We start from the raw sequence: 26,579 nt of genomic DNA on the forward strand, positions 1-26,579 counted from the left end.
AAGACGTAGTCGAACGCCTCGGCGACTCCACCATCACCGAGCCGCGCCGTCGTGACCACCCGCGTCGAACACCAATCCCGGCACGCCGGCACTCTCCTCGTCCAGGACGCGCTCGCTCGGTCCCCGGGGGCAAGGTTCCGTTGGTGAACGGTCGGTCGACCACCGGTTTCGCACGCGCCCAAGTCCCCCGACATTCCCCGGTGGTGGAGCCCGTGAAGATCAGCGACGCCCGACGACCACCACCCGAGGACCTGGCGGCACAATCGCCGCCATGACCACGACGATCTTCCGCGGCGGCCGCGTCATCGATCCCGAGGCCGGGACGGAGACCGTCGCCGACGTCGTCGTCACGGACGGGACGGTCAGCCAGATCTCGCCGTTGCCCGTCTTGGACGGCGATGCGACGGTCGTCGACGTGACGGGTCTCGTCGTCGGACCCGGCTTCGTCGACCTGCACAGCCACGTGCACTCCATCGCCGGTCAGCGACTGCAGGCGTTCGACGGCGTGACGACCAACCTCGACCTCGAGGCCGGGCTGATGCCGATCGACCGGGCGTACGCCGAGGCCGCTGCCGCCGGGCGGGTGCTCAACTACGGCTTCTCCGCATCGTGGTCCGACGCTCGCGGGCAGGTCCTGGCCGGCATCACGCCGGCGGCCGACTTCGAGCGCTCGGCCGGTCTGCTGGGCAACCTCGACTGGCAGCGCACCTCGTCCCCCGCCGAGCTCGCGGCCTGGCTCGATCTCCTGGAGCGTGAGCTCGCCGCCGGCGCCCTCGGGATCGGCATCCTGATGGGCTACGCGCCGCGCTCGGATCCGGCCGAGTACCTCGCCGTCGCGCGCCTCGCGGCCGCAGCCGGAGCACCGACGTTCACCCACGTCCGCGAGCTCGTCGAGGCCGACCCGACCACGCCGATCGACGGCTCCAGCGAGGTCACGATCGCGGCCGCAGAGACCGGCGCCGCGATGCACCACTGCCACGTCAACAGCACCTCGCGCCGGCACGTCGACCGGGTCCTCGGCACGCTCGAGACAGCGCGGGCCGCCGGCTCACGGGTCACCGTCGAGGCCTACCCGTACGGCATGGGCAGCACCAGCGTCGGTGCCTTCTTCCTCGCGCCCGACCGGCTCCCCGCCTGGGGTCTGGCCCCGTCCAGCATCGTGATGGTCGGCAGCGGCGAGCGCATCGCCGACGTACGCCGGCTGGAGGAGATTCGCGAGCTCGACCCGGGCGCGACCTGCATCGTGGAGTTCCTCGACGAGCGCGACGAGGCGGACCGCGAGCTGCTGCGGCGGGCGCTCGCCTACCCGGACGCGATCGTCGCCAGCGACGCCATGCCGCTGGAGTGGCCCGACCACCGCGCCGACACCCGCGAGTGGCCGCTGCCGCCGGGCGCGTCGACGCACCCACGCACATCGGGGACCTTCGCCCGCAGCCTGCGGCTGATGGTGATCGAGCACGGGCTCTGGGACTGGCCGGAGGCGTTCCGCCGTTGCGCCTACCTGCCCGCGAGGGTGCTCGACGAGGTGGCTCCGGCGATGCGTGCGAAAGGCCGTCTCGCGGCGGGGGCCGACGCGGACCTCGTGGTTCTCGACCCGCAGGCGGTCACCGACCACGCGACGGCCGCCGCCCCGGTGCGACCCTCCAGCGGCGTACGCCACCTGATGGTCGGCGGCACGTTCGTGATCAGGGACGACGAGCTCGACCCCGGCGCCTACCCCGGGCGGGCCGTCCGCGGGGAGCTGCGCTGAGCCTGTCCCCCGGCACCCGTCCGGCAGGATGGCAGTCTTGGCCGCGCGCCGACCTGGCCAACCTGCGTGACCCCCTCAGTCCCAGCTAGCGGGCCCCAACTCCGCCTGGTCTTCGGACTGGTACGCCGCGAGCAGCTCCTGCTCGCGCTCCTTGCCGGGGAACATCGTCGCCACCAACGCGGCGCCCAGCAGGACCGCCACGATCCCGGCGGTGTAGGCCCAGTGATCACCTGCGAGGAAGGACTCCTTCGCGGCGGCTGTGATCTGACTGGCGTACTCGGGGTTCTGCTGGGCGACTGCAGCAGCGCTGTCGAACGACTTGGTGAGTGCTGCCTCGGTGCTGTCGGACACCTTGCTGGCATCGGACGAGTCGCCGATCGCCGAGGTGAACGAGGACGCATAGCCCGCTACCAGCAGCGCACCGAAGATGCTCTGCATCACCGCGCCGCCCAGATCCCGTTGCAGGTCCGCGGTACCTGACGCCATCCCGACGCGACGCACCGGCACTGCACCGGTGAGCGAGTGCGACGCGGGCGTCCCGGCGAACCCCACCCCGGTGCCGACCAGGGCGTAGGCGAGCGCCACCTGCCAGTAGGCGCTGCCCTCCTTCCACAGCAGCAGCATCGTGAGGAAGCCGAGCAGCACGAACACGTAGCCGACGAGCAGCGTGAAGCGCGCTCCGTGGGACTCCACCAGCAGGGCAGAGCGCGGCGCGATCAGCACCATCATCACCGCCGCCGGGATGATGGAGGTGCCGGCCTCGAGCGTCGAGTAGTCGAGGACGTTCTGCAGGAACTGCTGGCCGATGAACATCGCGCCCATCAGGGAACCGAAGACGATGATGCCGGCAAGGGCAGCGACCCAGAAGATCCGGCGGGCGGCGACGTCGAGGTCGTACAGCGGGTTGTCCGTCCGCCGCTGCCGCAGCACGAACGCACCGCCTGCGGCAAGCACGATGACCCCCATGCCGATCAGAAGCGTCGTCGATCCTGGTACGGCGGCGAAGTTGATGCCGACCACCAGCGCGCCGATCATCAGCACCGACAGGACGCCACCGAGGTTGTCGACCGGCTCCGAGCCCTCGTTGACGTGGGCAGGCACGAACACCACGGCCATCACCAGGGCGACGACCGCCAGCGGCAAGGTCACCAGGAAGACCGACCCCCACCAGAAGTGCTCGAGCAGCGCCCCCGACATCAGCGGTCCCAGTGAGGAGATGGCGCCACCGAGCGCCGACCAGAGTGCGATCGTCCTGGTCCGCCCCGGGCCCGACCACAGGGCAGCGACCAACGCCAGCGTGGTCGGGTAGGCCATGCCCGCCGAGACGCCGCCGAAGATGCGAGCGATGATCAGCACCGTGTCGCTGGGCGCGTACGCCGCGAGCAGACAGGCCGGGATCGACAAGGCGATGCCCAGCATCAGCATCAGCTTGCGACCGTACCGGTCGCCGACCGCGCCCAGGTAGAGCACCGAGGCCGCCAGCCCCAGCGAGTAGCCCACGGCGACCATGTTCAGTGACGTCTGCGAGGAGTCGAAGGCCTTGCCGATCGACGGCAGAGCGACGTTCGCGACCGCGAGGTTGAGGTTGGCGACGGCGGCGCCCAGGATCAACGCGGCCAGGACCAGCCCCGCGCGCTTGGGGGCAGCCGATGACGCCTTCGAGGTACCGGTCACGGTCGCACTGTAGGTCCGGCCACCGGTGACTGCGCATCACCCCTTCTGCGTGATGTTCTGCCGTCTTCACTCAAATCAAGGTGGTGCGCAGCGTCAGGTGCGGGGCGCCCAATGGCAGACCACTCTGCGCATCTCGATCCTGCTGCTGCTCGGCCTCCTGGTCCTCGCAGGAGAGTTCGGCCTCGACGTCGTCCTCGGCGCATTCCTGGCAGCAGCCGTCCTCAGGTGGTGGGCCCCCGGAGACACCCACGCCTTGGAGGGCAAGCTCGACGCCGTCGGCTACGGATTCTTCATCCCGGTCTTCTTCGTCAGCGCAGGCATGGACATCGACGTCCACTCGATCCTCGAGTCCCCCGCGCGGTTGATCGTGTTCGTCGCCCTGCTGCTCGTCGTCCGCGGGCTTCCGACCCTGGTGGTCTACCGGCGAGACCTCGTCGTCCGCGAGCGCATCCGACTCATGCTGTGCGTCGCGACCTCTCTCCCGATGATCGTCGCGCTCACCCAGATCGGGCTCGCCAGCAAGACGATGCGACCCGAGAACGCCGCTGCGCTCGTCGGCGCAGGTGTCCTCTCCGTCCTCCTCTTCCCACTCGTCGCGATCCTGCTAAAGAGCTCCGACCCGGCCAGCCGGCAGTAGCCGATCGACACACGCGGACGTTCGGGGCAGCCCTGCCGCGCGTACCGGGACCGCGCGGAGGGTGCCGAGCACTTCGGCATCTGTGCCAAACGGTGCTTGACTTCGAGCATGGGCAGGAACGGCAGACCGGGCTGGGTGCTCGTCCTCAACGCCGGCTCCTCCACGCTGAAGTACGCCGTGGTCGACCCTGCCGCCGGCACGACCTCGCTCCACGGCGTCGTCGACCGGATCGGCGGGCCGGAGGTGCCCGACCACACCGCGGCCCTCGACGCGATGCAGGCGGACCTGGCCGAGCAGGGTCTCGAGGAGTCCGCCCTGCTGGCTGTAGGGCACCGGGTGGTGCACGGTGGCCCGCACCTCACCCGCGCGACGGTCGTCGACGACGATGTGCTCGCCGAGATCGACGGCCTGGCCCGGCTCGCTCCCCTGCACAACCCGCCGGCGGCGGCGGGCATCCGCAGCGCCCGGGAGCACTTCCCAGCCGTCCCCCAGGTCGCCGCGTTCGACACCGCGTTCTTCGCCGACCTGCCGGCCGCGGCGGCGACGTACGCCCTCGATGCGGAGGTCGCCGAGCGTCAGCAGATCCGGCGCTACGGCGCGCACGGCATCAGCCACCAGTACGTCTCCGGTGCCGCCGCCGAGCACCTCGACCGTCCCCTGGCCGATCTGGACCAGATCGTGCTCCACCTCGGCAACGGAGCATCGGCGGCGGCGATCCGGAGAGGACGTCCGGTCGACACGTCGATGGGGCACACGCCGCTCGAGGGACTGGTGATGGGCACCCGAGCCGGCGACCTGGACCCCGGGGTGCTGCTCCATCTCCTGCGGCACGGCGACCTGGACACCGATGGCCTGGAGGACCTGCTCCACCACCGCTCGGGTCTCCAAGGGATGGCCGGCCACAGTGACTTCCGCGACCTGCTCGCGGCCGTGGACGCCGGAGACGGGCGCGCGCGGACGGCGTACGACGTCTATTGCCACCGGATCCGCAAGTACGTCGGCGCCTACCTGGCCGTGCTCGACGGCGCCGACGTCATCACCTTCACGGCAGGCGTCGGCGAGCACAATGCGCGGCTGCGCGAGGACGCGCTGAGCGGTCTCGACCGCCTGGGCGTCGAGATCGACCACGACCGCAACCGGGCGCCCGCGACCCACGCCCGCCGGATCTCCACCGACTCCTCGCGGGTCGTGGTGCTGGTGGTGCCGACCGACGAGGAGCTGGCGATCGCCCGCGCGACGGCCGCGCTCCTGCGTTAGAAGTCCGCGCTCGTCGAAGCCGCGACCGACGGCGAGGTGTCCCTGCCCAGCTCCACGCCGTCGTCGGTCCACTGCCAGTCGCGCACCTCCGGCAGGTCGTCGCCGTGCTCGCGGGTCCACTGTCGGGCCCGGCGCCGGGTGTCGACCATCTCCTGACGCAGGGACGCGGCACGGGTGCCGAGACCGGGCGTCCGGTCGATGACGTCCATCACCAGGTGGTAGCGGTCCATGTCGTTCATCATCACCATGTCGAACGGCGTGGTCGTGGTGCCCTCCTCCTTGTAGCCGCGCACGTGCAGGTGGTGGTTGTTGGCGCGGCGGTAGGTCAGCCGGTGGATCAGCCACGGGTAGCCGTGGTAGGCGAAGATCACCGGGACGTCGGTGCCGAAGAGGCTGTCGTAGTCGGCGTGCACCATGCCGTGCGGGTGCTCGGTCTCGTCCTGCAGCCGCATCAGGTCGACGATGTTGACGACCCGGACCCGCAGCTCGGGCAGCCTCTCCCGGAGGATCTTGACAGCGGCCAGGGTCTCGAGGGTCGGCACGTCGCCGGCACAGGCCATCACGACCTCCGGGCGCCCCTCGTCGTTGGAGGCGAACTCCCAGATGCCGGCGCCCCGGGCGCAGTGCAGGTCGGCCTCGTCGCCGGTCAGCCAGTCGAAGGACGGCTGCTTGCCCGAGACCACGACGTTCACGTAGTGCCGGCTCTCCAGGCAGTGCTGCATCGTCGACAGCAGCGTGTTGGCGTCCGGCGGGAGGTAGACGCGGACCACCTCGGCGCGCTTGTTGACCACGTGGTCGATGAAGCCGGGGTCCTGGTGCGAGAACCCGTTGTGGTCCTGGCGCCAGACGTGGGAGCTGAGCAGGTAGTTGAGACTCGGCACCTGCGGACGCCAGGCGATGTCGCGGGTGGTCTTGAGCCACTTCGCGTGCTGGTTGAACATCGAGTCGACGAGGTGGATGAACGCCTCGTAGCAGCTGAACAACCCGTGCCGTCCGGTGAGCGTGTAGCCCTCGACCCACCCCTGACAGGTGTGCTCGGACAGGATCTCGACCACTCTCCCCGAGCGGGCGAGGTGCTCGTCGGTGTCGATGATGTCGCCGGCGAAGACCTTGTCGGTGACCTCGTAGACAGGGCTGAGCCGGTTGGACGCGGTCTCGTCGGGGCCGAAGATGCGGAAGTTCGTGGGATTGTCGCGCACCACGTCGATGAGGTACTCCCCCAGCACCTTCGTCGGCTCGTGGATCGAGGCGCCGGGAGCCGTCACCTCGACCGCCCGGTCCCGGAAGTCCGGCAGCTGCAACGGCTTGGTGAGCAGCCCGCCGTTGGCGTGCGGGTTGGCGCTCATCCGGCGGGTGGCGGTCGGCGCGAGAGCACGGAGCGACTCGATCGGCACGCCGTCGTCGAAGAGCTCCTCGGCGCGGTAGGACCGCAGCCACTCCTCGAGCTGGGCACGGTGCTCGGGATTGTCGCGGGTGCCGGCGAGCGGGACCTGGTGCGCGCGCCAGGTGCCCTCGACCGGCAGGCCGTCGACGACCTTCGGGCCGGTCCACCCCTTCGGGGTCACCATCAGGATCATCGGCCAGGGCCGGCGCTCCACATCTCCATCCTCGCGTGCGGCCCGCCAGATCTCGCTGATCACGTCGTGGGCGTGGTCCATCGCCGCGGCCATCTGCCGGTGTACGTCGGCGGGGTCGTCTCCCTCGACGGTGATCACCTCGTGGCCGTAGCCCCGCAGCAGGCTCTCCAGCTCGTCGCGGTGGATCCGGGCGGGCACGGTCGGGTTCGCGATCTTGTAGCCGTTGAGGTGCAGGATCGGCAGCACGGCACCGTCCGACACCGGGTCGACGAACTTGTTGGCGTGCCACGATGCGGCCAGTGGACCGGTCTCGAATTCACCGTCGCCGACGACCGCCGCGACCACGAGGTCGGGGTTGTCCATCGCGGCGCCGTACGCGTGGGAGAGGACGTAGCCGAGCTCGCCACCCTCGTGGATCGATCCTGGCGTCTCGGGCGCGACGTGGCTCGGGATCCCGCCGGGGAACGAGAACTGGCGGAACAGCCGCTGCATCCCGGTCAGGTCGTAGCTGATCCGCGGATACAGCTCGCTGTAGGTCCCCTCGAGCCACGCACAGGCGACCGCCGCCGGACCGCCGTGGCCAGGACCGGCAAGGAAGATCGCGTTGACGTCGCGCTGCCGGATGAGCCGGTTGAGGTGGGTGTAGACGAGGTTCAGGCCCGGTGTGGTCCCCCAGTGGCCGAGCAGCCTGGGCTTGATGTCCTCGGGCTCCAGAGACCGCGCGAGCATCGGGTTGTCGAGCAGGTAGATCTGGCCGACGGCCAGGTAGTTCGCGGCTCGCCACCACGCGTCGAGGTGCTGGAGCTCGTCGTCGGACAGGGTCGTCTCGGTCATGCGTCCTCCCGGTGGGTTGCGTGCCGTCGCAGCTCCACGGTGCCAGCACGACTGATTCCACACACCACCCGGATCGGGCGACCCGCAAGGACCCTCGCTCGCTTCACTCGCTCACGCCCTCGTGGGAACCGGACGGATTCGAACCGGCATATCGCCTCAAGGGGATCAACGGATCCCGGGCGATGTTGGACTCAGTCAGCCTGCAGGTCACCAGCCCCATCAGCCGCCAGAGTTGCTGGCATCTCAGCTGCTTCTGGACTGCGTGTTGCCCCGGTCCTGCCCGAGCTGCAGACCCCCAACCGCCTCCGAGGTTCAAGACCTCGATCACTACGTTTCTGGCCGGCCATCTCACCCACGCTGGATCCGGTTCGAGGAGCTCTCGAAGCCAGCCGATCTCATTCGGCGCGCGAGGAGACTCCTGAGAACGACCGGTCAAGCCGGCACGCCAGTCCGGTGAGACGATCCAGATCGCCACGACGACGGTTCCCGCCTTCAGCTGGAGGCCGCCTCGGACTTGGGGTTGCCACCTATGTCGTCACGGGTGGTGGGCTGCGGGCTGGAACAGCTCGACCAGGTTTCCGGCAGGATCTGCGATGAGGATCTGGCGTCCACCGGGGCCGGCGATCTGCTCACTGCAGAAGGGCACTCCGGCCGCTCGAAGCCGGTCGATCTCAGCGTCCAGGTCCGCGACGATCAGGTGGATTCGGTTTCTGCCTGCTCCAGCGGCGCTGTCGGGTGTTGCGCGTGCGCCGGAGCTGGCCGGGCCCGACAGCAGGAGTCGCAACGGACCGCGGGTCACGTCGGCGAAGGCCGGCGCGGGGTTGCTGCGCAGGGTGAACCCGAGATGGGTCGTGTAGAAGTCGATGGCCCCCGTCACGTCGTCGACGATGTAGCGGACGCTGGCGAGCTGGTCGGTCTCACTCATGGCTGATGCTCCTTGTCGTGTCGTCGGACAGTGTCGGCAACAGGTGTCGCACGCGACGGTCGATGTCCGCTGCTGCTGCGAGGAAGCGCCGGTAGCCGCCCCGCTTGCTCGCGTCCGCGGCGTCGGCCGGATCGGAGACGCTCCAATGGACCAGGCCGTGGCGACCGGCTGACCTGGACACCTCTTCGCGGGCCCGGTCGCACAGCGTCACGACGTGGTCGAACCCGCCACCGGAGGTGAGGTCCAGCTGCCGTGGGACCTGCCCACCGATGTCGATGCCGTACTGCTCGCGCAGCACCCGTGCCGCGTACGGGTGGATGCGGTCCTTGGGTCGGGTGCCCGCACTGCTCACCCGCACCCGCTCGCCGGCCCGACGTCGCATCACGGCCTCGGCCAGCGGCGAACGCGCACTGTTGCCACTGCACACGAACAGGACACTTGGCCTGACGACATCCTTCGCCGCGGACCGGGATGGTGGCGGTTCTGGGCCCACCCTCAGCGAGGGATGAAGCGACGACGCGGTGGCGGCCAGTCCGTTCGCGCATCGGTCGAGGTCGAGGTGGTAGTAGCTGTCTCGTGCGTCGAAGCTGCTACGCGTCGCCGAGACCAGGCCACCGGTGCGCAGCACCCGAAGGTGGTACGAGACCAGGTTCTGCGGTTCATCCACCCGGTTCACCAGCTCGCGCACCCGCAGGTCGCTGCGAGCCAGCTCGGTCAGCAGGCGCCACCGCAGCGGATGGCCCACCAAGCGGACGAACCGTGGGTAACCGAGTGTGTCTGCACCGGGCATCACAGCACTCTACTCGATTGCATCAATCCAGATTGATGTACTGTCCGTTTGTGCGAGCGGGCCGGCTGCGAGGATCGGAAGGCACCCACCCCGGCGACGTCATCCCACTCAGGGAGGCGACGAGGGCGTGGTTCGCGATCTCGCTTCAGACGTTCGGTGGTCCGGCCGGCCAGATCGCGGTCATGCAGCACAAGCTCGTCGACGAGAAGCGTTGGATCGGGCAGCGCCGCTTCCTGCACGCGTTGAACTACTGCATGCTGCTGCCCGGTCCCGAGGCTCAGCAGCTCGCGATCTACACCGGATGGCTGCTCAACGGAACTCTCGGCGGCCTGATCGCCGGCATCCTGTTCGTCCTGCCCGGCATGCTAGCCCTGCTCGGGCTCACCATCCTCTACCTCGCGGCAGGATCGACCGCCGCCGTCACCGGACTGTTCGCGGGCCTTGCTCCCGCCGTCATCGCCATCGTCGTCCAGGCCGTCTACCGGGTCGGGAAGCGTGCCCTGACCCATCGGGTCCTGATCTTCCTGGCCGTCGCGTCCTTCCTGGCACTTGCCGTCTTCGGAGTGCCGTTCCCCCTCGTCATCCTCGCGGCGGGTCTGCTGGGGTGGACGGCGGCGCGGTGGGTGCCGGCCCTGCGGACGCTCCAGGCGCACGGCGGCGAGGACGGTCCGCCGCCACTCATCGATGACGACGCGCTGCACGCCACGCGTCCCTCGATCCGCCGCGCGGTCGCCATCATCGCTCTCGGCCTCGTCGTCTGGTTCACGCCCGTCCTGCTCGCCGGCGCAGTCCTGGGCCGCACCAGCGTCTACGTCGACCAGAGCCTCTTCTTCTCGGGCGCTGCGGTCGTGACCTTCGGCGGTGCGTACGCCGTGCTCGCCTACGTCGCGCAGCAGGCTGTCGAGGTCTACGGATGGCTGGCCCCGGGCGAGATGGTGCACGGACTCGCTCTTGCCGAGACCACGCCTGGCCCGCTGGTCATGGTCACACAGTGGGTGGGCGGCGTCGCCGCCTATCGCGACCCGGGCCCGCTCGACCCTTGGGCCGGGATGCTGGTCGGATCGCTCCTGACCACCTGGGTGACGTTCGTCCCGTGCTTCCTGTTCATCTTCCTCGGCGCCCCGTACGTCGAGCGCCTCCGCCACAACACGCACCTCACTGCCGCCCTGACCGGCATCACCGCCGCAGTCGTCGGCGTCATCGCATCCCTGGCCGTCTACTTCTCGCTCCACACGCTGTTCGACGCCACCCGGACCGTCGACGCGGGACCGCTCGGTCTGGAGCTGCCGGTCCTCGACGCATGGGACCCGTTCGCGTTCGCCCTCACCGCAGTCGCCCTCGCACTGTTGTTCGGCCGCAACTGGTCGCCGCTGCGGACCCTCGGCGCGTGCGCTGCCGTAGGGCTCGTGGCATCGCTCGTCAGCTGAGCCGGTAGCGCCCCGGCAGGATGACCGCGGCCGCCATTGCCGAGCGCCGGCCGAGGCGAATCTCGGCCGACGAAGAAGGAGCCCCTCCCGGCGTTTCCGCTGGTCAGGGCCCCATTTCTGACCGGTACCCCCGAGCGGATTCGAACCGGCGCTACCGCCGTGAGAGCGACCGAGAGGTCATCGGACGACGCTGGAAATCGATGAAAACCGCAGGTCAGAGCCTCCATTGGTGATTGGCGCTCGTGGTGGCCCCAGAGCCGTGGTCGCGAACCACGGAAACACCGCGGTTCAAAGTGCTTGTCGCGTGGTGCATTGCGTCGCTCATGGCGGGAGACCTCCTGGTCGGGGAGCCCTTGATGCCGATCTTCTTCTCCGGAGCACCGAAGAAGAGGCCCTCGTCGGGCTTCTCGACGACGAAGGCCGTGATGCCGCGCGTGCGCTTGGACGCATCGGTCATCGTGAGCACCGTGTAGAACTCCGACACACCGGCGTTGGTGATCCAGCGCTTCACGCCGTTGAGCACCCAGAAGTCGCCGTCGCCCTCGGCGGTCGTCTTCTGGTTGGCGGCGTCGGAGCCGGCGTAGAAGTCGGAGCTCATCGGGGTGTCCATTGGTACGTGTGGAAGCCGCGGCCGAACAGGCCTGCGTCGACCATGCGATTGAGCAAGGGCGGCGAGGCGTACAAGGGCTCCTTGAACTCCTCGTACAGCGACTCAGCCACCGCCTTGGTCGTGTCCAAGCCGATCAGATCGACCAAGGCGCGCGGACCTTGCGGGTGGGCGGCTCCCAATACGAGACCACGGTCGATGTCTTCCGCGGTGGCGAAGCCCGACTCGAGCATCCGGATCGCCGAGAGCACGAACGGTATGAGTAGCGCGTTGACCACGAACCCGGCCCGGTCCTGACAATCGATCGCCTTCTTTCCCAACGCGCCCTCGACGAACGCGCGGGCTCGGGCCATGGTCTCGGGTGAGGTTCCACCAACGGCAGGACCGGTACCGGGTTGAAGAAGTGGATGCCGATCACATTGGCGGACGAGTGGTGACGACCCCAGCTTCATGATCGGGATTGACGGAGTGTTGGAGGCAATGATCGCGTCAGGCGACTCGACGATCTTGTCGACGGCAATGAGCAGCTCCGTCTTGGCCTGCTCGTTCTCCGCGATGGCCTCCACCACGACGTCGCGATCAGCCAGCTCATTCAGATCCACCACGACGCGAACATGAGCCATCACCTCGGCCGCACAGGTGATCTTCCCCTTGGCCTCGGCCCGCGCCAGCGAGTGCTCCAGACGAGCTCGCCCGGCATCCGCCGCAGCCCGATCGCTCTCGATCACCACCACATCCAGGTCGGACCTGGCCGACACCTCGGCAATGCCCGCGCCCATCAGACGGCAACCCACCACACCGACCTTGACCACAACAACCTGCACATAGGACTGAGCACGGTTCGCAGCATTGTGTTGCTGCCTTGGACCTGGAGCACTTCATGACCACTCGTTCGGTCCCGCATGTTTCGGGCCACAGAAGAGAAGTTCGTCCTCGGGCGACCAGCTCTTCGGCCAGTCACGCTCGGCGGAAGAGTGCCGCCATCGCCTGGCCACCGCCGATGCACATAGTCACGATCCCCAGTTCGCCGTCGGTTCGCGCCAAGTGCTTGGCGACGCGAAGGGCCAAGATGGCACCGGTCGCTCCGACGGGATGCCCTAGCGCGATGGCGCCGCCGTAGGGGTTCGTCCTGTCCGGGTCGAGACCGGCGTCGCGGATGACGGCCACGGCCTGTGACGCGAATGCCTCGTTGAGCTCGACCACGTCGATGTCGCCGGGAGCTGTGCCCGTGCGCTCGAACAATGCGCGCAGTGCCAACACTGGGGCATAGCCCATGAGCTCGGGCTCCATCGCCGCCGTCGCGACGGCCTCGAGGGTCACGAGCGGTGTCAGCCCCTGCTCCGCCACGGCCCGTGCCGACGCCAGCACCACAGCCGCCCCGCCATCGTTGATGCCGCTCGCGTTGCCTGCGGTCACCGTTCCGTCGGTCTGGAACGCGGGACGCAGGGCTGCGAGCGTCTCGAGGGTCGTACGAGGCTTCGGGTGCTCATCGACCTCGACCAGCCGCGGGCGTCGGCCCGTGGTCTCCATGGGGGCGATCTCCTCGGCGAATGCCGCGCGGGCTAACGGCGTCGACGCCCTGCGCTGGGATTCAACGGCGAACTCGTCCTGCTGCGTCCTGGTGACGTCGTAAGTGGCTGCTACTCGCTCGGCCGTGACCCCCATGTGAAATCCATGGAAAGGATCGGTCAGCATCATCACCGTGCCGTCGGCCAGGGCACGGTCGCCGAGGCGGTAGCCGTTGCGGGCGCCGAAGTCATAGAAGGGCATGCGAGACATCGACTCGGCTCCCCCGGCAACCGTCACATCCAGGTCGTTCCATCGCATCTCCTGCGCCGCAGACCAGATCGCCTGCAGGCCCGAGCCGCACAGTCGGTTGACCGTGAAGGCTGGCGTCACGACGGGCAGTCCGGCAGCGATTGCCACGCGGCGTGCCAAGTAGGCGTCAGGACCCACCTGTCCGATGCAACCCATCACCACCTCGCGCGCGTCCGCACCGTCAACTCCGGCCCGCTCCAGAGCAACGCGAACTGCATGAGCGCCGAGCTCGTGTGCCGGCTCGCCCGCCAAGGCGCCCGCGAAGCTGCCGATGGGCGTCCGCGCCCCATCGACGAGAAAGATGCCTGAGTTCTCGGTCATGTGTCCATCCCTGGTTGGCTGATGTCGTACGGCTGGTAGACGGCGACTCGGTCGAGGACGCTGGACCAGCGCTCGTGGAGAACTCGCGACAAGTCTGCTTCTGTCGCTGTCACAGAGAACTCGTCCAGCAGCTCGTCACCGACCAACTCGGTCATGTCGTCCCAGCGACCCTGTCGAGACAGAGCCCGCAGTCGATCGGCACGGTCGCCCTCGTCGTACAGGTCGAGCACCGCGCGGTACGCAGGCGTCGAGGCGTAGAACGCAACCTGCTTGCGGACCCCGTGTCGAGCGACGTCGATCTCCTCGTCGGTGGCGCCGGTGGCCACCATCACAGGGCAGGTCACCTCGAAGTCGCCGCGCACACGTCGATGCGCGATGTGCGGGAGGACCAACTCGGTCACCGTGCGCATCGACGACAACGGATGGAGCACTATTCCGTCGGCCTTCTCGGCGGCCAGGGCCACCATGGCTGGGCCGACCGCGGCAAGGTGGATCGGCGGGGAGGGTTGCCCGGAGGGACCGGGATCGAACATCGGCGTCATCAGCGTGTGTCGGTAGAAGCGCCCCTCGAACTCGAGCGCTCGACCGTCGTTCCAGGCCGACCAGATGGCACGCAGCGCGTCGACGTACTCGGCCATGCGCGCGACGGGACTGGCCCAGGTCTCGCCGAATCGACGCTCGATGTGTGCCCGAACCTGGGTGCCGAGGCCGAGGACGAACCCTCCTTCGGTGACACCGGCGAGCTCGTGGGCGAGCTGTGCCATGACCATCGGGTTCCGGGCGAAGGCCACCGCGACCGCCGTTCGAAGTTCGAGGCCTGGCGCCGCAGAGGCCGCGAGTGCGAGCGGGGAGAAAGGTTCCCGAGCCGCCTCGAGCGCCCAGAGCCCCTGGTAGCCGGAGGCCGCCGCGCTGCGGGCCACCTGACCGGCATCTTGGAGGCGGAGACCAAACCCGGGGTAGAGATCTACCTTCATGTGCCCGCCACCGGTTGTCTGAGGAGCCTGATGACGACGGTGCCACGCACCACGTCGCGACCGTCGTCGGCACTGAGCCACACGGAGCAGGTGGCGGTCTCGGCGTCGATCGAGTCGACAATCCCCTCAGCCAGCAGCCGATCACCGGCGAAAGCACTGCTGGTGAAGCGGAGGTCGAGCGTCTGCACCAGCGCCGAGTCCCCGAGCCAGCGGCCGAGCATCTCCCAGATGTATGCGGCGTTGAGTGGACCCTGGTTGATCACCCGGTCGCCCAGCCCGAGTTCTGCCACAGCGGCTGGATCCAGATGGATCGGGTTGGGATCGCGCAGAAGCAGCGCCATCGGCTTCATGGGCGCAGCCTCGACCGTGACCGCCAAACCAGGCAGGCGCTCGCCGATCGCCGGCGTCATGACCGCGCCTCTGGAATCTGTTGTTCTCGCGGAACGATGAGGACGTTTCGACATCGGACGGCGATCCCCTCGTCGTCCACGACCTCGGTGACGTAGTCGACCGCGTCGAACTCAGCGACCTTGCGGCCCCGATGGCGGGTGCTGCCGACGATCTTGCAGGTGACGACGTAATCGCGATCCCGCTCAAGGGGGCGGAATTGCTCGACACGGCACTCGCCGAACATGAGCCCGTCCTCGGTCCCCGCTCCGAGGAGCTCGAACAACCCCTCCAGCCCGGTTCCCATGCCGCGGAACGGCCCGACGATCGCCCACGCGCCGTGTGGGCGGTCGGCATCTCGGACAGCGCCCACAGCGTCGCGCAGGAGCCAGTCCTCATATCCCTGGATTCGCAGGGCGCCGTCGACCATCGCGGCTCCCATCAGCGGGTTCCCATCGCCGCGACCCATCCGGGGGCGAACTGGCCGGGGGCGCGGCCGGATCCGGCCGGTCCTGCGAAGGCCTGCGCGATCTCCATCCAGGTCTGGGCGACGACCCCGTCGGGCTTCAGTTCTACGTCTGCAATGTGTCGGCGTTGGGTCACGACGAGGCAGAAGTCCTCCGCCGGTCCGCTGACCACGTCCGTCGCATCTGGATCGCCCCATGCCCAGCGTGAGCCGTCGGGGGCCTCGAGGTCGACGCGGACGGGCGTGCTCGGGACCGGCAATCCTCGGGTGCGGAAGCTGTTCGGGAAGGCCAGGACCCCGATGCGTGCGATGTGTCGCAACCGCTCCGTCGGTTCGCGTTGTGCTCCGACAGCGTCATACACATCCTGACCGTGGGCCCAGGTCTCCATGATCCGCGCGGTCAGCTTGGAGGCCAGGCTCATGGGCGGGCCGAACCACGGCACGCGGCGGGCAGGGTCTGCTGCGGTCGCCGCGACCGACAGGGCCTCTCCCGCTTCGGTCCACCACGCCGACATGCCGTCCGGTCCGAGGTGGGCAAACCGGGTTCCGACCGAGTCGACGTAGGTCTGCAGGTCGTCCATCGCGTCACGAAAGTGTTCGAACGCTTCGGGTTCGGCGATGCACATGCGCGTCACCTCGTCGAAGTGGGCCAGGTGCGCGATCTGGTCGTGCACGGTCCAGCCTTGCGCGGGCGTGCTCCGCTGCCACACTTCGGTCGGCTGTGCGTCGAGGAAGGAGATGAGTGCGGTGCGTTCGGCCTCGAGGTCCCGGATGAGGCCGGGTATGGGGCTGGCGTCTGTCATCGCGCTTCCCATTGCGGTGCTCGCTTCTCGGCGAACGCGCGAGGGCCTTCTTGGGCGTCGTGGCTGAAGTACACCGGAGCCCAGATCTCCTCGGCCACCTCGAATGCGGCGCTGCGGCCGTGCTCGGCCACCGCGTAGACCATCCGCTTCGCAGCCCGAACCGACAGTGGCGCGTTGGCTACCAGCGTGTCGACCAGGGCTTGCGTGGCCTGGCGTAGCTCAGTGGCTGGGACGACGCGGTTGACGAGACCGATCTCGTAGGCGCGCTGCGCGGTCACCTTGTCGCCGGTCAGCAGGATCTCCATGGCGATCCGCGGTGGTACCAGCCACGGAAGCGGGGCGGCCCAGGGCGAGCCACGACCGACCTTGGCCTCGGAGACGGCGAAGGTCGCCGTGTCAGCCGCAACGACGAGGTCGGCGGACTGGGCCAACAGGAAGCCGCCCCCAAAAGCTCCGCCGTTGACCGCTGCGATCACGGGCTTGGTGATGTTCAGCGTGCGCCCCGGCTGGGGCACGAAGTCGGGCGGCGGCACGGTGAGCCCGGTGCTCGCCATCTCCTTGAGGTCGCCGCCGGCGCAGAACGCCTTGTCGCCCGCGCCCGTCAGCACGATGACCTGCACGTTGTCGTCGGCCTCCGCCTCGAGGAACCGTTCCTTCAACCCCGTGCGCACCGCCGCGTTGAGGGCGTTGCGGGCCTCGGGGCGGTTGATGGTGACCCATGCGGCACCGTCCCGGACCTCGTAGCGGACTTGATCGGTGTCCAGACGCTGTTCAGTCATCGCTGACCTCTTCATCCTCTTCGAGCACGATGAGGACGGCGCCGGTGTCGACCGCGCCCCCCGTGCTGACCGGCACACTCGCCACGACTGCGTCTACGGTCGCCTTGATGGCGTGCTCCATTTTCATGGCCTCGATGACCAGCACCGTCTCTCCCGCGGTGACCCGATCGCCGGGCTTGACGTTGATGCGGACGACCGTGCCCGGCATCGGCGCCACGAGCGAGCCAGCCTCGAGCGCCGAGTCGACGTCGGGGAACCTCGGAACATCGGTCAGGTCGACGGTCCCGCCAGCCCAGGTGAGGTACGTCGACCCGCCGGCGCGGAGCACACCGAACCGTCGTCGCACGCGGTCGACCACGAGATCGACGTGCTCGGGCGTGCAGGAGTGCAGGAGGACGTCGAGGGGGGTGTCGTCGACTTCGTAGCGCGATCTTCGACCGACGTCATACCTGACCACGATCTCCCGTTCGCCCCTCGCGTAGGTCCGCGTCTGGAGCTGGGAGCGGACATTTCGGAACCCGGACGCGATACCCGGGAGGACACGAGCGGCAGCGCGCTCGGCGGCTTGGTCAGCCAGCGCCGCAGCCAGGGCCGCCGCGACCTCGACCGCCTCGTCCTCCTTGGGGATGAGGTCACGTGGCTCCAGTCGGTCGAGGAAGTGCGTGTCGACCTTCGCGGCCACAAAGTCCGAGTTCTCGAGGATCCCGACAAGCAGCGAGCGGTTCGTCGTGACCCCAAGGATGCGTGCCGAGCGTAGTGCGCGGACCAGGCGGGCGGTGGCCTCCTCGCGGGTCCGGCCGTAGCCGATCACCTTGGCAAGCATCGGGTCGTAGTTGGTGCTGACCACGTCGCCGGACTCGACGCCACCGTCGACCCGGATGCCCTCGAACTCCGGGATCTCGAAGCGGTGAAGGCGTCCCGCCGCCGGGAGGAATCCGTTGACGGCGTCCTCGGCGTAGAGCCGCACCTCGATGGCGTGGCCTGTGATCGTGGGGTGGAACGCCTCGGCCGGGAGCGGATGGCCGGCAGCGACGTCGAGCTGCATCCGGACCAGATCCAGGCCGGTGACCAGCTCAGTGACCGGGTGCTCGACCTGCAGGCGCGTGTTGACCTCGAGGAAGTAGAAGTCCCCACCGGGTGCAAGCAGGAACTCCACGGTGCCGGCACCGACGTACTGCAACGCGCGACCCGCCTCAACGGCCGCGGAGCCCATCCGCTCGCGCAGCTCGGGAGTCACGGCCGGGGAGGGTGACTCCTCCACGATCTTCTGGTGTCGTCGCTGGATGGAGCACTCGCGCTCGTTGAGGTGGACGATCCCGCCGTGGGTGTCGCCGAAGATCTGGATCTCCACGTGTCGTGGTTCGTCGACGTAGTGCTCGAGAAAGACGGTGTCGTTGCCGAAGGCTGATCCGGCCTCCCGGCGCGCCGAAGCGATTGCCTCGGCCAGCTCGCTTGGCTCCCTCACCACCCGCATGCCTCGGCCGCCGCCCCCGAAGGAGGCCTTGACCAGCACGGGCCAGCCGATCTCATCCGCGAGTCCGAGCACGTCTTCCTCGGCGACGCCGGTGAGGTCGCGGCCCGGAAGGACCGGCACACCGGCGGCCTCCATCATGTCGCGGGACGTGAGCTTGCTGCCCATCGCCTCGATGGCCTCGACGGTGGGTCCGATGAACGTGATGCCGGCCTTGCCGCAGAGGTGCGCGAACTCGGCGTTCTCCGACAAGAAGCCGTATCCGGGGTGGATCGCGTCCGCCCCGACGAGCTCGGCGGCCTCGATGACGGCGTCGATGCGAAGGTAGGACTCGGCGGGGGTCGAGCCGCCCAGGGCCACCGCTTCGTCTGCCTCCAACACGAACGGCGCATTCGCGTCGGCGTCTGAGTAGATCGCGACCGTGGCGATGCCCATCTCTCGGCAGGTGCGGAACACCCTGCGGGCGATCTCGCCTCGATTGGCAACTAGAACCTTGGTGATCATCTCGTCCTCACATCCGGAAGACCGCGAACCCACGGGTCCCGATCACTTCGTTGTTGTGGCACATCGACAGCGCCATCCCGATCACGTCACGGGTGTCGCGGGGGTCGATGACACCGTCGTCGTAGACCTGTCCACTCATGTACAGCGCCAGCGACTCGGACTCGATCCGTTCCTCGAGCTTGGCTCGCTGGATCGCGTCGGCTTCCTCATCGAAGGGCCGACCTGCGTTCTCGGCGGCTTGGCGGGCGACGATGGACATGACCCCAGCGAGCTGCTCGGGCCCCATGATCGCAGTCTTGGAGTTCGGCCAGGTGAAGAGAAGCCGCGGGTCGTAGGAGCGTCCCGACATGCCGTAGTTTCCGGCGCCGTAGGAGGCGGCGAGGTTGATCGTGATGTGCGGGACCTTGCTGTTGGTCACCGCGTTGATCATCTTGGAGCCGTCCTTGATCATGCCGTTCTGCTCGTACTGCGTGCCGACCATGAAACCGGTCGTGTTCTGGAGGAACACCAGTGGCGTGTCGGTCTGGTTGCAGAGCAGGATGAACTCGGCGCCCTTCTTCGCCTCCTCGTTGAAGAGAACTCCACGCGCGTTGGCGATCACCCCCACTGGGTAGCCGTGGATCGAGGCCCAGCCTGTGCACAGCGCCGTGCCGTACAGCGGCTTGTATTCCTCGAAGCGCGACCCGTCGACGAGCCGGGCGATCACCTCTCGCGGGTCGAACGGCACCTTGAGGTCGACTGACGCGATCGCGAGCAGGTCCTCGGTGTCGTACACGGGTTCGTCTGGCCGCTCGGTCGGGCCGGGGCCGTGCTTGCGCCAGTTGAGGTGCTCCACGATGTCACGGCCGATGGCGATGCACTCGTGCTCGTCCCGCGCGAGGTAGTCCGCCAGGCCGGAGGTTCGAGCGTGCATGTCGCCGCCGCCGAGGCTCTCGTCGTCGGCGTCCTCGCCGGTCGCCATCTTCACCAACGGCGGGCCGCCGAGGAAGACCTTGGCTTGGTTCTGCACCATCACCGCGTAGTCGCACATGCCGGGCACGTAGGCGCCACCGGCGGTCGAGTTGCCGAAGACCAGGGCGATCGTGGGAATCCCGGCGGCGGACAGCGCGGACAGGTCGTGGAAGAGACGGCCTGCCGGGACGAACAGCTCGGCCTGGCGACGGAGGTCGCCTCCACCCGACTCCACCAGGCTGATCGTGGGCAGCCGGTTCTCGCGGGCGACGTGCATTGCCCGGAGGACCTTTTTCCACGTGTACGGGTTGGAGGCGCCGCCGCGCACCGTCGGGTCGTGGGCGACGATCATGCACTCGACGCCACTCACGACACCGATACCTGTGACGACGCTGGCGCCGACCAGATACTCGGTGCCCCAGGCTGCGACGCCACTGAGCTCGAGGAACGGTGCGTCACGGTCGAGCAGGAGCTCGATACGCTCGCGGGCGAGCAGCCGGCCCCGTTCTCGGTGGCGTTCGACGTACTTCCCGCCTCCTCCGGCGATGGCAAGGTCGAGCTGGCGCTCGAGCTCGGCGATCCGCTCGAGATTGCCCTCGCGATTGGCGACGGCGACGTCCGAGTCGAGATCGAACGTGGAGCTGAGGACCTTCATCGTGCCTTCCTTTCCGCTGGCGGGACTTAGCCCGCGACAGATTCCGGGGCGCGCTCGGCTTCCGCGGCGCGCGCCAGGAGAGTGATGGTGGCGACGATGTCGTCGACCGAACAGCCGCGGGACAGGTCGACCCACGGACGGTCGAGGCCGAGCACGAACGAGCCGAGGGCGGTCGCACCGCCGACCCGCTCGGCCACCTTGTAGGCGATGTTGGCCGCCTCGAGTGAGGGAAACACCAGGACATTGGCGATCCCGGCGACCCGTGAGTCCGGCGCCTTGCGGGCGGCCACCCCGGGGTCGACCGCGACGTCGAACTGCACCTCGCCCTCGACCTCGAGGTCGGGGCGCGCTAGCCGCAGCAGGCGGGTCGCGTCCTGTACCAGGGCGACGCGGGGATGGGTCGCACTGCCGGCGGTCGAGAAGGAGAGCATCGCCACCCGCGCCTCTTCGCCGAAGGTTCGGGAGTGGTGATCGGCCGCGCTGGCGGCGATCTCGGCAAGCTGATGGGCGTCGGGCGTCGGTACGACCACGCAGTCGGCGTACGTCGTCCACCCGTCGTGACTGCCGATGGCGAAGCACCCGGAGACAAGGCCCGACGCAGAGTTCCGAAGTCGGCGGATCCCCGCGCGCAAGACATCTGGGCTGGCGCTCAGGCTTCCGCCGACGCCCGCTGCCACGCGTCCGGTCGCCACGAGGTCGGCGAGGGCCTCAAGCTCGCTGATCCCATGTCCGGTCGTGGCGACTTCTACGCCCTCCGGCACGTTCATCTCGGCCTCAGTGACGAGCACCGGTAGGACTGTGCCGGCCGCGGCGACGCGGGCGGCGGCCTCGACGACGCGGGGGTCGCCCGCGTCGGCGAGGCCGATCCGCACGGTCACGGTGCCAGCTCGGCAGGGATTTCCACCGACATCTGGAGCAGGCCGAGAGAGAGGGTCTTGCCCTGTGCGTCGGTGCGCAGGGACGCCGCCCCGCCGCCGTCGAGGGCGTCGTGGAGGATGAAGTTGAGCGCCTTGAGGTTGGGGAGCTCGTAGCGAATCACACCACCGCGGCACAATGCGGCGAAGTGTGCCTCGACCCGGGCCGGGGTCACCACGTCGCGCAGTACCTCGTAGAGCCTGTCGTCGTGGGTCCACAGGCCGATGTTGGCGTCGGCTCCCTTGTCACCGGAGCGCGCCGAGGCAATCTCCGCGAGCAGCACCTTCTTCGTTGCCATCACACGACCTCCTTCACGTGCACGCGCGCCTGGACGGCAGACTTGTCGATCAGCGCCGGCCAGAACCCGACGATCTCGCTGGCTTTCGGGCGTCCGCCCGCAAAACCGGTGAGACCGGGCGGACCGGAGGTCAGGAGGGACGCGAGCTCGGCGCCGAGGTGGTTGACGGCCTTGCGGTCGGAGGACCGGACCGACACGCGCAGCACGACTTCGGAGGGCGGGGACGCGGGCTCGGGCAGCATGCCGTCGTACAGGACGTTGGTGCCGATCACCTCCACGCGGCAATCATCGTCCGCGAAGGTCACACCTTCCTCGGCGAGCCGCGCCAGCAGAATGTCGGCGGTAGCGCGGGCCTTCGCTGCAGCATCGGGGCCACCGACGGTGAGCTGCGCAGTCGTGCGCCAGCCGTCGAGTGTGCTGATCGACACCTTGTAGCTGTCCGTCGGGGCACTGCCCCGCACACCCCGGACTCGGACTCGGTCACGTCCGTCCTGGTCGAGCTGGATGGAGGTGAAGTCCGCGACGACGTCGGGGGTGAGGTAGCGCTCAGGCTCGCCGAGCTCGTAGAGCAGCTGGGCGGTCACCGTCCCGACATCGACGAGGCCGCCGGTGCCGTCCTTCTTGGTCACGACGAACTCGCCGTCAGCACGCACCTCGACAATCGGGTAGCCGATGCCAGCGAGATCCGGGACCTCGTCCCAGCGGTCGTAGTTCCCGCCCGTGCACTGCGTGCCGCACTCGAGGATGTGTCCAGCCACGGTTCCGGCCGCGAGCAGGTCGAAGTCAGTTTCGGTCCAGCCGAACTCGTGGATCAGTGGGGCCACCGTGAGGGAAGGGTCGGTGACGCGGCCGGTGATCACGATGTCGGCACCCGCCGCGAGCGCCTCGGCGATGGGGAAGGCACCCAGGTAGACGTTGGCGCTCTGCACGCGGTCCAGGTCGCCGGCGAGCGGCTCGCCGGTCGCCATGTTGGTCAGCGGGTGGCCCTGCGCGATGAGGGAGGCCAGGTCGGGCATGACGTCGTCTCCACCGACTGTGGCGACGGTGACTTCCAGGCCCAGCTTGCGAACCACGTCGTCGACCGCGGCTGCGCATGCCTCGGGGTTGACCCCGCCGGCGTTGGCAATGATCTTGATGCCGTGCTCGACACACTCCGGGAGGATGCGCTCCAGTTGCGAGACGAAGTCCGTGGCGTAGCCGGCCTGCGGGTCTCGCGAGCGGAGCTTTTGCATGATGCTCATCGTCACCTCGGCGAGGAAGTCCATCGTCAGATAGTCGATCCCTCCACCCTTCACGAGCTGCGCCGGACCGCGGGCCGAGTCGCCCCAGAATCCTTGGCCGTTGCCGACCTTCACGACTTTTTCTGTCATTGCAATCCTCTGCTAGTGAAAGTGAATTCACTATGACTTAGGTGGTGGGGGTTGTCAAGCAACGGGCGCGGACGAGTCGGGCCCGGACAGTGCGGCGTCGCCGAGGAAGGCCCGCAGCACGGAAGGGTCCGAACGAACCCGTTCGCTCGGACCCCGGAAGACGACGGAGCCTCGACTCATGACGGTGACCTCGCTGGCGATCTCGAGACCGGCCTCGGTGTTCTGTTCCACCATCAACACCCCGATGCCCGCCTCGGCCATCACAGCGACCTTCTCGATCACGACATCGACCATCGCCGGCGCCAGGCCCATCGACGGCTCGTCGAGCAGCACGTAGGCCGGGTCGGACATGAGCCCCCGACCGAACGCGAGCATCTGTTGCTCGCCGCCACTGAGGAGCCCGGCCGCGCTGCGGCGACGATCATGGAGCACTGGAAACATCTCGTACACCCGATCGCTGATCTCCCGCGCTCGTGACGCCTTGGTCGTGTGGCCGCCAAGGCGGAGGTTCTCCTCGATGGACAGCGGGGCGAAAACTCTGCGTCCTTCCGGCACCAGCGCGATTCCCCTGGCCACGACGCGGTGTGCGGGGAGTCCGGTGAGATCTGCCCCGTCGATCCGGACGCTGCCGGATGTCGGCCTGACCATGCCAGCGACGGCGTTGAGCGTCGTACTCTTGCCGGCGCCGTTCGGGCCGAGCACCAGGGACACTGTCCCGGGGCGAACCGACAGGTCGACTCCCGCGACCGCCTCGACGTGGCCATAGCTCACGTGCAGGTCATTGATCTCCAGCATGCGCTTTCCATCCCTTTCCGAGGTAGGCCTCCTGGACCCGCGCGTCGGCGACGACGTCAGCGGGACGACCTTCAGTGAGCAGTCGCCCCTGAGCCATCGCGAACAAGTGGTCGCACGTGTCGAGCATCATCTGGACGTCGTGCTCGATCAGGAGCTGTGTCAGTCCTTCGTCCCTCAACTGCCGCAACAACGCCGAGATGTCGCGTCGTTCGGACTGGTTCATGCCTGCCGTCGGCTCATCGAGCAACAGCAGCTTGGGTGCCATCACGATGGCCCTGGCGATCTCGACCCGACGCTGGGTGCCGTAGGACAGCTCCGACGGCAACACGTGAGCCATCTCGGCGAGTCCGGTCCGATCCAGGGCTTGGCTCACCGGAGCGGGCAGACCACGCCCCCGCGGCCTGTCTCGCCGCGCTCGGGCGTCATGTCCCAGCTGGACGTTCGCCGCCACGGTGAGGTCAGGGAGGAGGCGGACCGTCTGGAACGTTCGAGCAACTCCCATGGATGCGATCGACGCTGGGCGTACGGACTCGTAGCGCGCGCCGGCGAAGCTGAGCTCTCCACGTGTCAGGTGCGTCAATCGGGTGAGAGCGGCTACCAGCGTGCTCTTGCCGGATCCGTTGGGGCCGATGATGCCGGAGATCCGCCCCTCTTCGAGGGCAAAGGAGATTCCGTCCACGGCTCGCACACCGCCGTAGTGCACGGCCACGTCGCTCGCCTCGAGAACATTCGTCACGATGCCGCCACCTCCTTGTCGACGTTTCCTTGATGAAGTCGCGCCCGAACTGCCGCCTCGCGCCTTCGACCGACGAAGGACACGGCGAATTGCCGCCGGGCACTGCACCAGGCGCCGTACAGCCCGGTCGGAAGAAAAATGGCCGCCAGCACGACGATGGCTCCGTAGACCAGCTCCTGCCAGTCGCCAACGAAGGCGAGTGCGGTGGGCAGCCAGGTGAACAGCACAGAACCGATCACCGCGCCACGCCACGAGAGCGCGCCCCCGACGATGACGGTCGTGAGAGCCAGCACGACTAGGTGGAAGCTCACGTCCTGGAGACCCACAGCAGAGCGGGTGAGGGTGTTCAGGCATCCAGCCAGGCCACCAACCAAGCCACTCACGACGAATGCCGTGAGGCGGTAGGCCCGCACATTGATACCGACGGACGCCGCCAGCTCGGGATCCTCCCGGACCGTGGTGACTCGCCGCGCCAAGCGTCCGATCTCGGTCACGTGGACCGCGACGAGACACAGCGCCACGACTGCGAACAACAGACCCATCGTCAGGTCGGTGAAGACGCCGAACAGGCCGACAGGTCCGCCTGTCCACTCGCCGCCATTGAGCGCCACCACCGCGACGGTAAGGTCGAACGCGATGGTTGCCATCGCCAGGTACAGACCCGCGAGCCGGTAGATGACGACGCCGAGCAGGAAGGACACCGCCGCGGCGGCCAGTGCCGAGAGCGCCATGGTGGGGATGGAGCCCAGTTCGTAGCGCAGCACGAGGTTTGCCGAGACGTAGGCGCCGATGCCGTAGGACCCAACCCCCGCCAGCGAGAACACTCCGAGTCGGAGCGGCACCTGAATGCTGAGCGCGAGGAGCACAGCGACCAGCGCGGACTGGATGAGCACCAGGTTGGAGTCGTAGACGGAGCTCATACTCGGCGCACCTCCTGCCGGCCGAAGATGCCTTGGGGTCGGAGCAGGAGGACCACAAAGATGATGCCGAAGGAGACGGCCTCGACCCACATGCCGCTGGTCTGTGTCAGCACCCAGGTTTCGGATGCCGCCAACGTCATACAACCCACGACAACACCGGTCGTGCTGCCCACGCCGCCTAGCACCACGCAGGCGAAGGCCTTGACCAGCAGTGCGTCACCACTTTCGGCCGAGATCGCTCCCAGATTCAGCGTCAGGAGGACGCCCGCGAGTCCAGCGAGCCCGCCGGCGAACGCCATCGTGGCCCAGGCGTACCGGCGACGGTCGATGCCCATCAACGCGGCAACCTGGTCGTCGACCCCGAGTGATCGCAGGGCCAGGCCGGCCCGGGTCCGTTTGAGGTACCAGCCGAGTGTCGTCGCAGCACCCAGTGCGCAGAGCACCGTCACCACCTGGATCGAGGTGATGCGAACCCCGCCGAACTCCCACACCGAAGCTTGGAAGCCCGAACCTTGCAGGCCGAACGCGAGATTCTTGGTGCGGTGAGATGCGATTGCAACAGGAATCATGGCCGCGCCGATTCCGCCGATCAGGATCCGCGTCTCAGCGGCGCGCTCACTCTTGGCGCGCTTGCGGATCTGGTCGAACACCAGGACCTGCATCACGACCGAGAGCAAAGCGCCGACGGCGACCGCGATCACGGCTAGCACCTGGACCGGCAGCTGCTGGATCGCCAGCAGCTCGTAGCACGCGTACGAGGCGGACACGAAGATCGCGCCGTGCGCGAAGTTGAGGATGCCGATGGTGCCCCAGGCTGCGCTGAGACCCAGGGCGAACAGCAAGTAGACCGAGCCGAGGCTCGCGGTGGCGACAAGTTCTTGCACCGGGGTTCCCTTCCAACGGGTGGGCGAAGTGGGCCGGTCGGCTGACCGGCCCAC

24 protein-coding genes and 1 pseudogene are annotated in these 26,579 nt (G+C 68.3%); 4 read left to right on the forward strand and 21 right to left on the reverse strand.

The features are described from left to right. Positions 1-271: 271 nt before the first annotated feature. Positions 272-1,750 carry an amidohydrolase family protein gene (locus tag ABEA33_RS02830; protein WP_345525043.1) on the forward strand — a complete coding sequence of 493 codons (1,479 nt, stop codon included), beginning with the start codon at positions 272-274 and terminating at the stop codon, positions 1,748-1,750. A gap of 75 nt (positions 1,751-1,825) precedes the next feature. On the opposite strand, the gene ABEA33_RS02835 is transcribed toward ABEA33_RS02830, so the two are convergent. Further along, positions 1,826-3,424: an MFS transporter gene (locus ABEA33_RS02835; RefSeq protein ID WP_345525044.1), complete on the reverse strand. Its 1,599-nt coding sequence runs from the start codon at positions 3,422-3,424 to the stop codon at positions 1,826-1,828. A 97-nt stretch (positions 3,425-3,521) separates the two neighbouring features. Between ABEA33_RS02835 and ABEA33_RS02840 the strand changes: the two genes are divergently transcribed. Both ABEA33_RS02840 and ABEA33_RS02845 read left to right on the forward strand, forming a co-directional pair. After that, positions 3,522-4,061, forward strand: a complete 540-nt coding sequence (locus ABEA33_RS02840; RefSeq protein WP_345525045.1) for a cation:proton antiporter domain-containing protein — start codon at positions 3,522-3,524, stop codon at positions 4,059-4,061. A 108-nt stretch (positions 4,062-4,169) separates the two neighbouring features. Continuing rightward, positions 4,170-5,318, forward strand: coding sequence for an acetate/propionate family kinase (locus tag ABEA33_RS02845; RefSeq protein ID WP_345525047.1), 1,149 nt, complete (start codon positions 4,170-4,172; stop codon positions 5,316-5,318). On the opposite strand, the gene ABEA33_RS02850 is transcribed toward ABEA33_RS02845, so the two are convergent. The 3 genes from ABEA33_RS02850 to ABEA33_RS02860 form a co-directional block, all read right to left on the reverse strand. After that, positions 5,315-7,729, reverse strand: coding sequence for a phosphoketolase family protein (locus tag ABEA33_RS02850; RefSeq protein ID WP_345525049.1), 2,415 nt, complete (start codon positions 7,727-7,729; stop codon positions 5,315-5,317). The two genes, ABEA33_RS02845 and ABEA33_RS02850, sit on opposite strands and share 4 nt — an antisense overlap. Positions 7,730-8,264: 535 nt before the next feature. Further along, positions 8,265-8,654 (reverse strand): VOC family protein, encoded by a 390-nt coding sequence (locus ABEA33_RS02855; protein WP_345525050.1) that lies wholly within the window; start codon positions 8,652-8,654, stop codon positions 8,265-8,267. Then, positions 8,647-9,444: an arsenate reductase/protein-tyrosine-phosphatase family protein gene (locus ABEA33_RS02860; protein ID WP_345525051.1), complete on the reverse strand. Its 798-nt coding sequence runs from the start codon at positions 9,442-9,444 to the stop codon at positions 8,647-8,649. Before ABEA33_RS02860 ends, ABEA33_RS02855 begins: the two co-directional genes overlap by 8 nt. 50 nt (positions 9,445-9,494) lie before the next feature. Between ABEA33_RS02860 and chrA the strand changes: the two genes are divergently transcribed. Next, positions 9,495-10,871 carry a chromate efflux transporter gene (gene chrA, locus ABEA33_RS02865; RefSeq protein ID WP_345525052.1) on the forward strand — a complete coding sequence of 459 codons (1,377 nt, stop codon included), beginning with the start codon at positions 9,495-9,497 and terminating at the stop codon, positions 10,869-10,871. A 337-nt stretch (positions 10,872-11,208) separates the two neighbouring features. On the opposite strand, the pseudogene ABEA33_RS02870 reads toward chrA, so the two are convergent. The 17 genes and pseudogenes from ABEA33_RS02870 to ABEA33_RS02950 all read right to left on the reverse strand — a co-directional run. Further along, positions 11,209-11,451, reverse strand: a pseudogene (locus ABEA33_RS02870) (acyl-CoA dehydrogenase family protein); the annotation flags it as partial. A 14-nt stretch (positions 11,452-11,465) separates the two neighbouring features. After that, positions 11,466-12,290 carry a 3-hydroxyacyl-CoA dehydrogenase NAD-binding domain-containing protein gene (locus ABEA33_RS02875; RefSeq protein WP_345525053.1) on the reverse strand — a complete coding sequence of 275 codons (825 nt, stop codon included), beginning with the start codon at positions 12,288-12,290 and terminating at the stop codon, positions 11,466-11,468. Between the two features lie 145 nt (positions 12,291-12,435). Beyond that, positions 12,436-13,617, reverse strand: a complete 1,182-nt coding sequence (locus ABEA33_RS02880) for a thiolase family protein (RefSeq protein WP_345525054.1) — start codon at positions 13,615-13,617, stop codon at positions 12,436-12,438. Then, entirely contained in the window at positions 13,614-14,591 is a 978-nt protein-coding gene (locus ABEA33_RS02885) for a TIGR03617 family F420-dependent LLM class oxidoreductase (protein ID WP_345525055.1), read from the reverse strand. Before ABEA33_RS02885 ends, ABEA33_RS02880 begins: the two co-directional genes overlap by 4 nt. Beyond that, the gene (locus ABEA33_RS02890; RefSeq protein WP_345525057.1) at positions 14,588-15,001 is read right to left on the reverse strand and encodes a MaoC family dehydratase; all 414 of its coding nucleotides are present in this window, start codon (positions 14,999-15,001) and stop codon (positions 14,588-14,590) included. The genes ABEA33_RS02885 and ABEA33_RS02890 overlap by 4 nt, the downstream gene beginning before the upstream one ends. Beyond that, positions 14,998-15,420, reverse strand: a complete 423-nt coding sequence (locus tag ABEA33_RS02895) for a hypothetical protein (protein WP_345525059.1) — start codon at positions 15,418-15,420, stop codon at positions 14,998-15,000. Before ABEA33_RS02895 ends, ABEA33_RS02890 begins: the two co-directional genes overlap by 4 nt. After that, on the reverse strand, positions 15,420-16,247 hold the full coding sequence (locus ABEA33_RS02900) for a TIGR03084 family metal-binding protein (RefSeq protein ID WP_345525061.1): 828 nt from the start codon (positions 16,245-16,247) through the stop codon (positions 15,420-15,422). Before ABEA33_RS02900 ends, ABEA33_RS02895 begins: the two co-directional genes overlap by 1 nt. Next, positions 16,244-17,026, reverse strand: a complete 783-nt coding sequence (locus ABEA33_RS02905; protein ID WP_345525062.1) for an enoyl-CoA hydratase/isomerase family protein — start codon at positions 17,024-17,026, stop codon at positions 16,244-16,246. Before ABEA33_RS02905 ends, ABEA33_RS02900 begins: the two co-directional genes overlap by 4 nt. Beyond that, positions 17,019-19,001, reverse strand: a complete 1,983-nt coding sequence (locus ABEA33_RS02910; RefSeq protein WP_345525063.1) for an acetyl/propionyl/methylcrotonyl-CoA carboxylase subunit alpha — start codon at positions 18,999-19,001, stop codon at positions 17,019-17,021. The genes ABEA33_RS02905 and ABEA33_RS02910 overlap by 8 nt, the downstream gene beginning before the upstream one ends. A gap of 7 nt (positions 19,002-19,008) precedes the next feature. Then, positions 19,009-20,607: an acyl-CoA carboxylase subunit beta gene (locus tag ABEA33_RS02915; protein ID WP_345525064.1), complete on the reverse strand. Its 1,599-nt coding sequence runs from the start codon at positions 20,605-20,607 to the stop codon at positions 19,009-19,011. 26 nt (positions 20,608-20,633) lie between these two features. Further along, positions 20,634-21,485: a phosphate acyltransferase gene (locus ABEA33_RS02920; RefSeq protein ID WP_345525066.1), complete on the reverse strand. Its 852-nt coding sequence runs from the start codon at positions 21,483-21,485 to the stop codon at positions 20,634-20,636. Next, complete coding sequence (locus ABEA33_RS02925) at positions 21,482-21,820, reverse strand: AtuA-related protein (RefSeq protein ID WP_345525067.1); 339 nt, start codon at positions 21,818-21,820, stop codon at positions 21,482-21,484. Before ABEA33_RS02925 ends, ABEA33_RS02920 begins: the two co-directional genes overlap by 4 nt. Beyond that, on the reverse strand, positions 21,820-23,190 hold the full coding sequence (locus ABEA33_RS02930; protein WP_345525068.1) for an acyclic terpene utilization AtuA family protein: 1,371 nt from the start codon (positions 23,188-23,190) through the stop codon (positions 21,820-21,822). The genes ABEA33_RS02925 and ABEA33_RS02930 overlap by 1 nt, the downstream gene beginning before the upstream one ends. Before the next feature lie 54 nt (positions 23,191-23,244). Beyond that, positions 23,245-23,985: an ABC transporter ATP-binding protein gene (locus ABEA33_RS02935; RefSeq protein ID WP_345525069.1), complete on the reverse strand. Its 741-nt coding sequence runs from the start codon at positions 23,983-23,985 to the stop codon at positions 23,245-23,247. Beyond that, a complete protein-coding gene (locus tag ABEA33_RS02940) occupies positions 23,969-24,721 on the reverse strand; it encodes an ABC transporter ATP-binding protein (RefSeq protein WP_345525070.1) in 753 nt (250 codons plus the stop codon). Before ABEA33_RS02940 ends, ABEA33_RS02935 begins: the two co-directional genes overlap by 17 nt. Then, positions 24,718-25,641 (reverse strand): branched-chain amino acid ABC transporter permease, encoded by a 924-nt coding sequence (locus ABEA33_RS02945; RefSeq protein WP_345525071.1) that lies wholly within the window; start codon positions 25,639-25,641, stop codon positions 24,718-24,720. Before ABEA33_RS02945 ends, ABEA33_RS02940 begins: the two co-directional genes overlap by 4 nt. Then, positions 25,638-26,579 (reverse strand): branched-chain amino acid ABC transporter permease, encoded by a 942-nt coding sequence (locus tag ABEA33_RS02950; protein ID WP_345525072.1) that lies wholly within the window; start codon positions 26,577-26,579, stop codon positions 25,638-25,640. The genes ABEA33_RS02945 and ABEA33_RS02950 overlap by 4 nt, the downstream gene beginning before the upstream one ends.

This window comes from Nocardioides endophyticus, from assembly GCF_039543845.1.
Lineage (GTDB): Bacteria > Actinomycetota > Actinomycetes > Propionibacteriales > Nocardioidaceae > Nocardioides > Nocardioides endophyticus.

Bases quoted from the DNA above. Each gene is read 5' to 3' on its own strand.
- ABEA33_RS02830 (WP_345525043.1), top strand. From the start codon at position 272: ATGACCACGACGATCTTCCGCGGCGGCCGCGTCATCGATCCCGAGGCC.
- ABEA33_RS02845 (WP_345525047.1), top strand. From the start codon at position 4,170: ATGGGCAGGAACGGCAGACCGGGCTGGGTGCTCGTCCTCAACGCCGGC.
- ABEA33_RS02850 (WP_345525049.1), bottom strand. From the start codon at position 7,729: ATGACCGAGACGACCCTGTCCGACGACGAGCTCCAGCACCTCGACGCG.
- ABEA33_RS02855 (WP_345525050.1), bottom strand. From the start codon at position 8,654: ATGAGTGAGACCGACCAGCTCGCCAGCGTCCGCTACATCGTCGACGAC.
- ABEA33_RS02860 (WP_345525051.1), bottom strand. From the start codon at position 9,444: ATGCCCGGTGCAGACACACTCGGTTACCCACGGTTCGTCCGCTTGGTG.
- ABEA33_RS02880 (WP_345525054.1), bottom strand. From the start codon at position 13,617: ATGACCGAGAACTCAGGCATCTTTCTCGTCGATGGGGCGCGGACGCCC.
- ABEA33_RS02885 (WP_345525055.1), bottom strand. From the start codon at position 14,591: ATGAAGGTAGATCTCTACCCCGGGTTTGGTCTCCGCCTCCAAGATGCC.
- ABEA33_RS02890 (WP_345525057.1), bottom strand. From the start codon at position 15,001: ATGACGCCGGCGATCGGCGAGCGCCTGCCTGGTTTGGCGGTCACGGTC.
- ABEA33_RS02895 (WP_345525059.1), bottom strand. From the start codon at position 15,420: ATGGGAGCCGCGATGGTCGACGGCGCCCTGCGAATCCAGGGATATGAG.
- ABEA33_RS02900 (WP_345525061.1), bottom strand. From the start codon at position 16,247: ATGACAGACGCCAGCCCCATACCCGGCCTCATCCGGGACCTCGAGGCC.
- ABEA33_RS02905 (WP_345525062.1), bottom strand. From the start codon at position 17,026: ATGACTGAACAGCGTCTGGACACCGATCAAGTCCGCTACGAGGTCCGG.
- ABEA33_RS02910 (WP_345525063.1), bottom strand. From the start codon at position 19,001: ATGATCACCAAGGTTCTAGTTGCCAATCGAGGCGAGATCGCCCGCAGG.
- ABEA33_RS02915 (WP_345525064.1), bottom strand. From the start codon at position 20,607: ATGAAGGTCCTCAGCTCCACGTTCGATCTCGACTCGGACGTCGCCGTC.
- ABEA33_RS02925 (WP_345525067.1), bottom strand. From the start codon at position 21,820: ATGGCAACGAAGAAGGTGCTGCTCGCGGAGATTGCCTCGGCGCGCTCC.
- ABEA33_RS02930 (WP_345525068.1), bottom strand. From the start codon at position 23,190: ATGACAGAAAAAGTCGTGAAGGTCGGCAACGGCCAAGGATTCTGGGGC.
- ABEA33_RS02935 (WP_345525069.1), bottom strand. From the start codon at position 23,985: ATGCTGGAGATCAATGACCTGCACGTGAGCTATGGCCACGTCGAGGCG.
- ABEA33_RS02945 (WP_345525071.1), bottom strand. From the start codon at position 25,641: ATGAGCTCCGTCTACGACTCCAACCTGGTGCTCATCCAGTCCGCGCTG.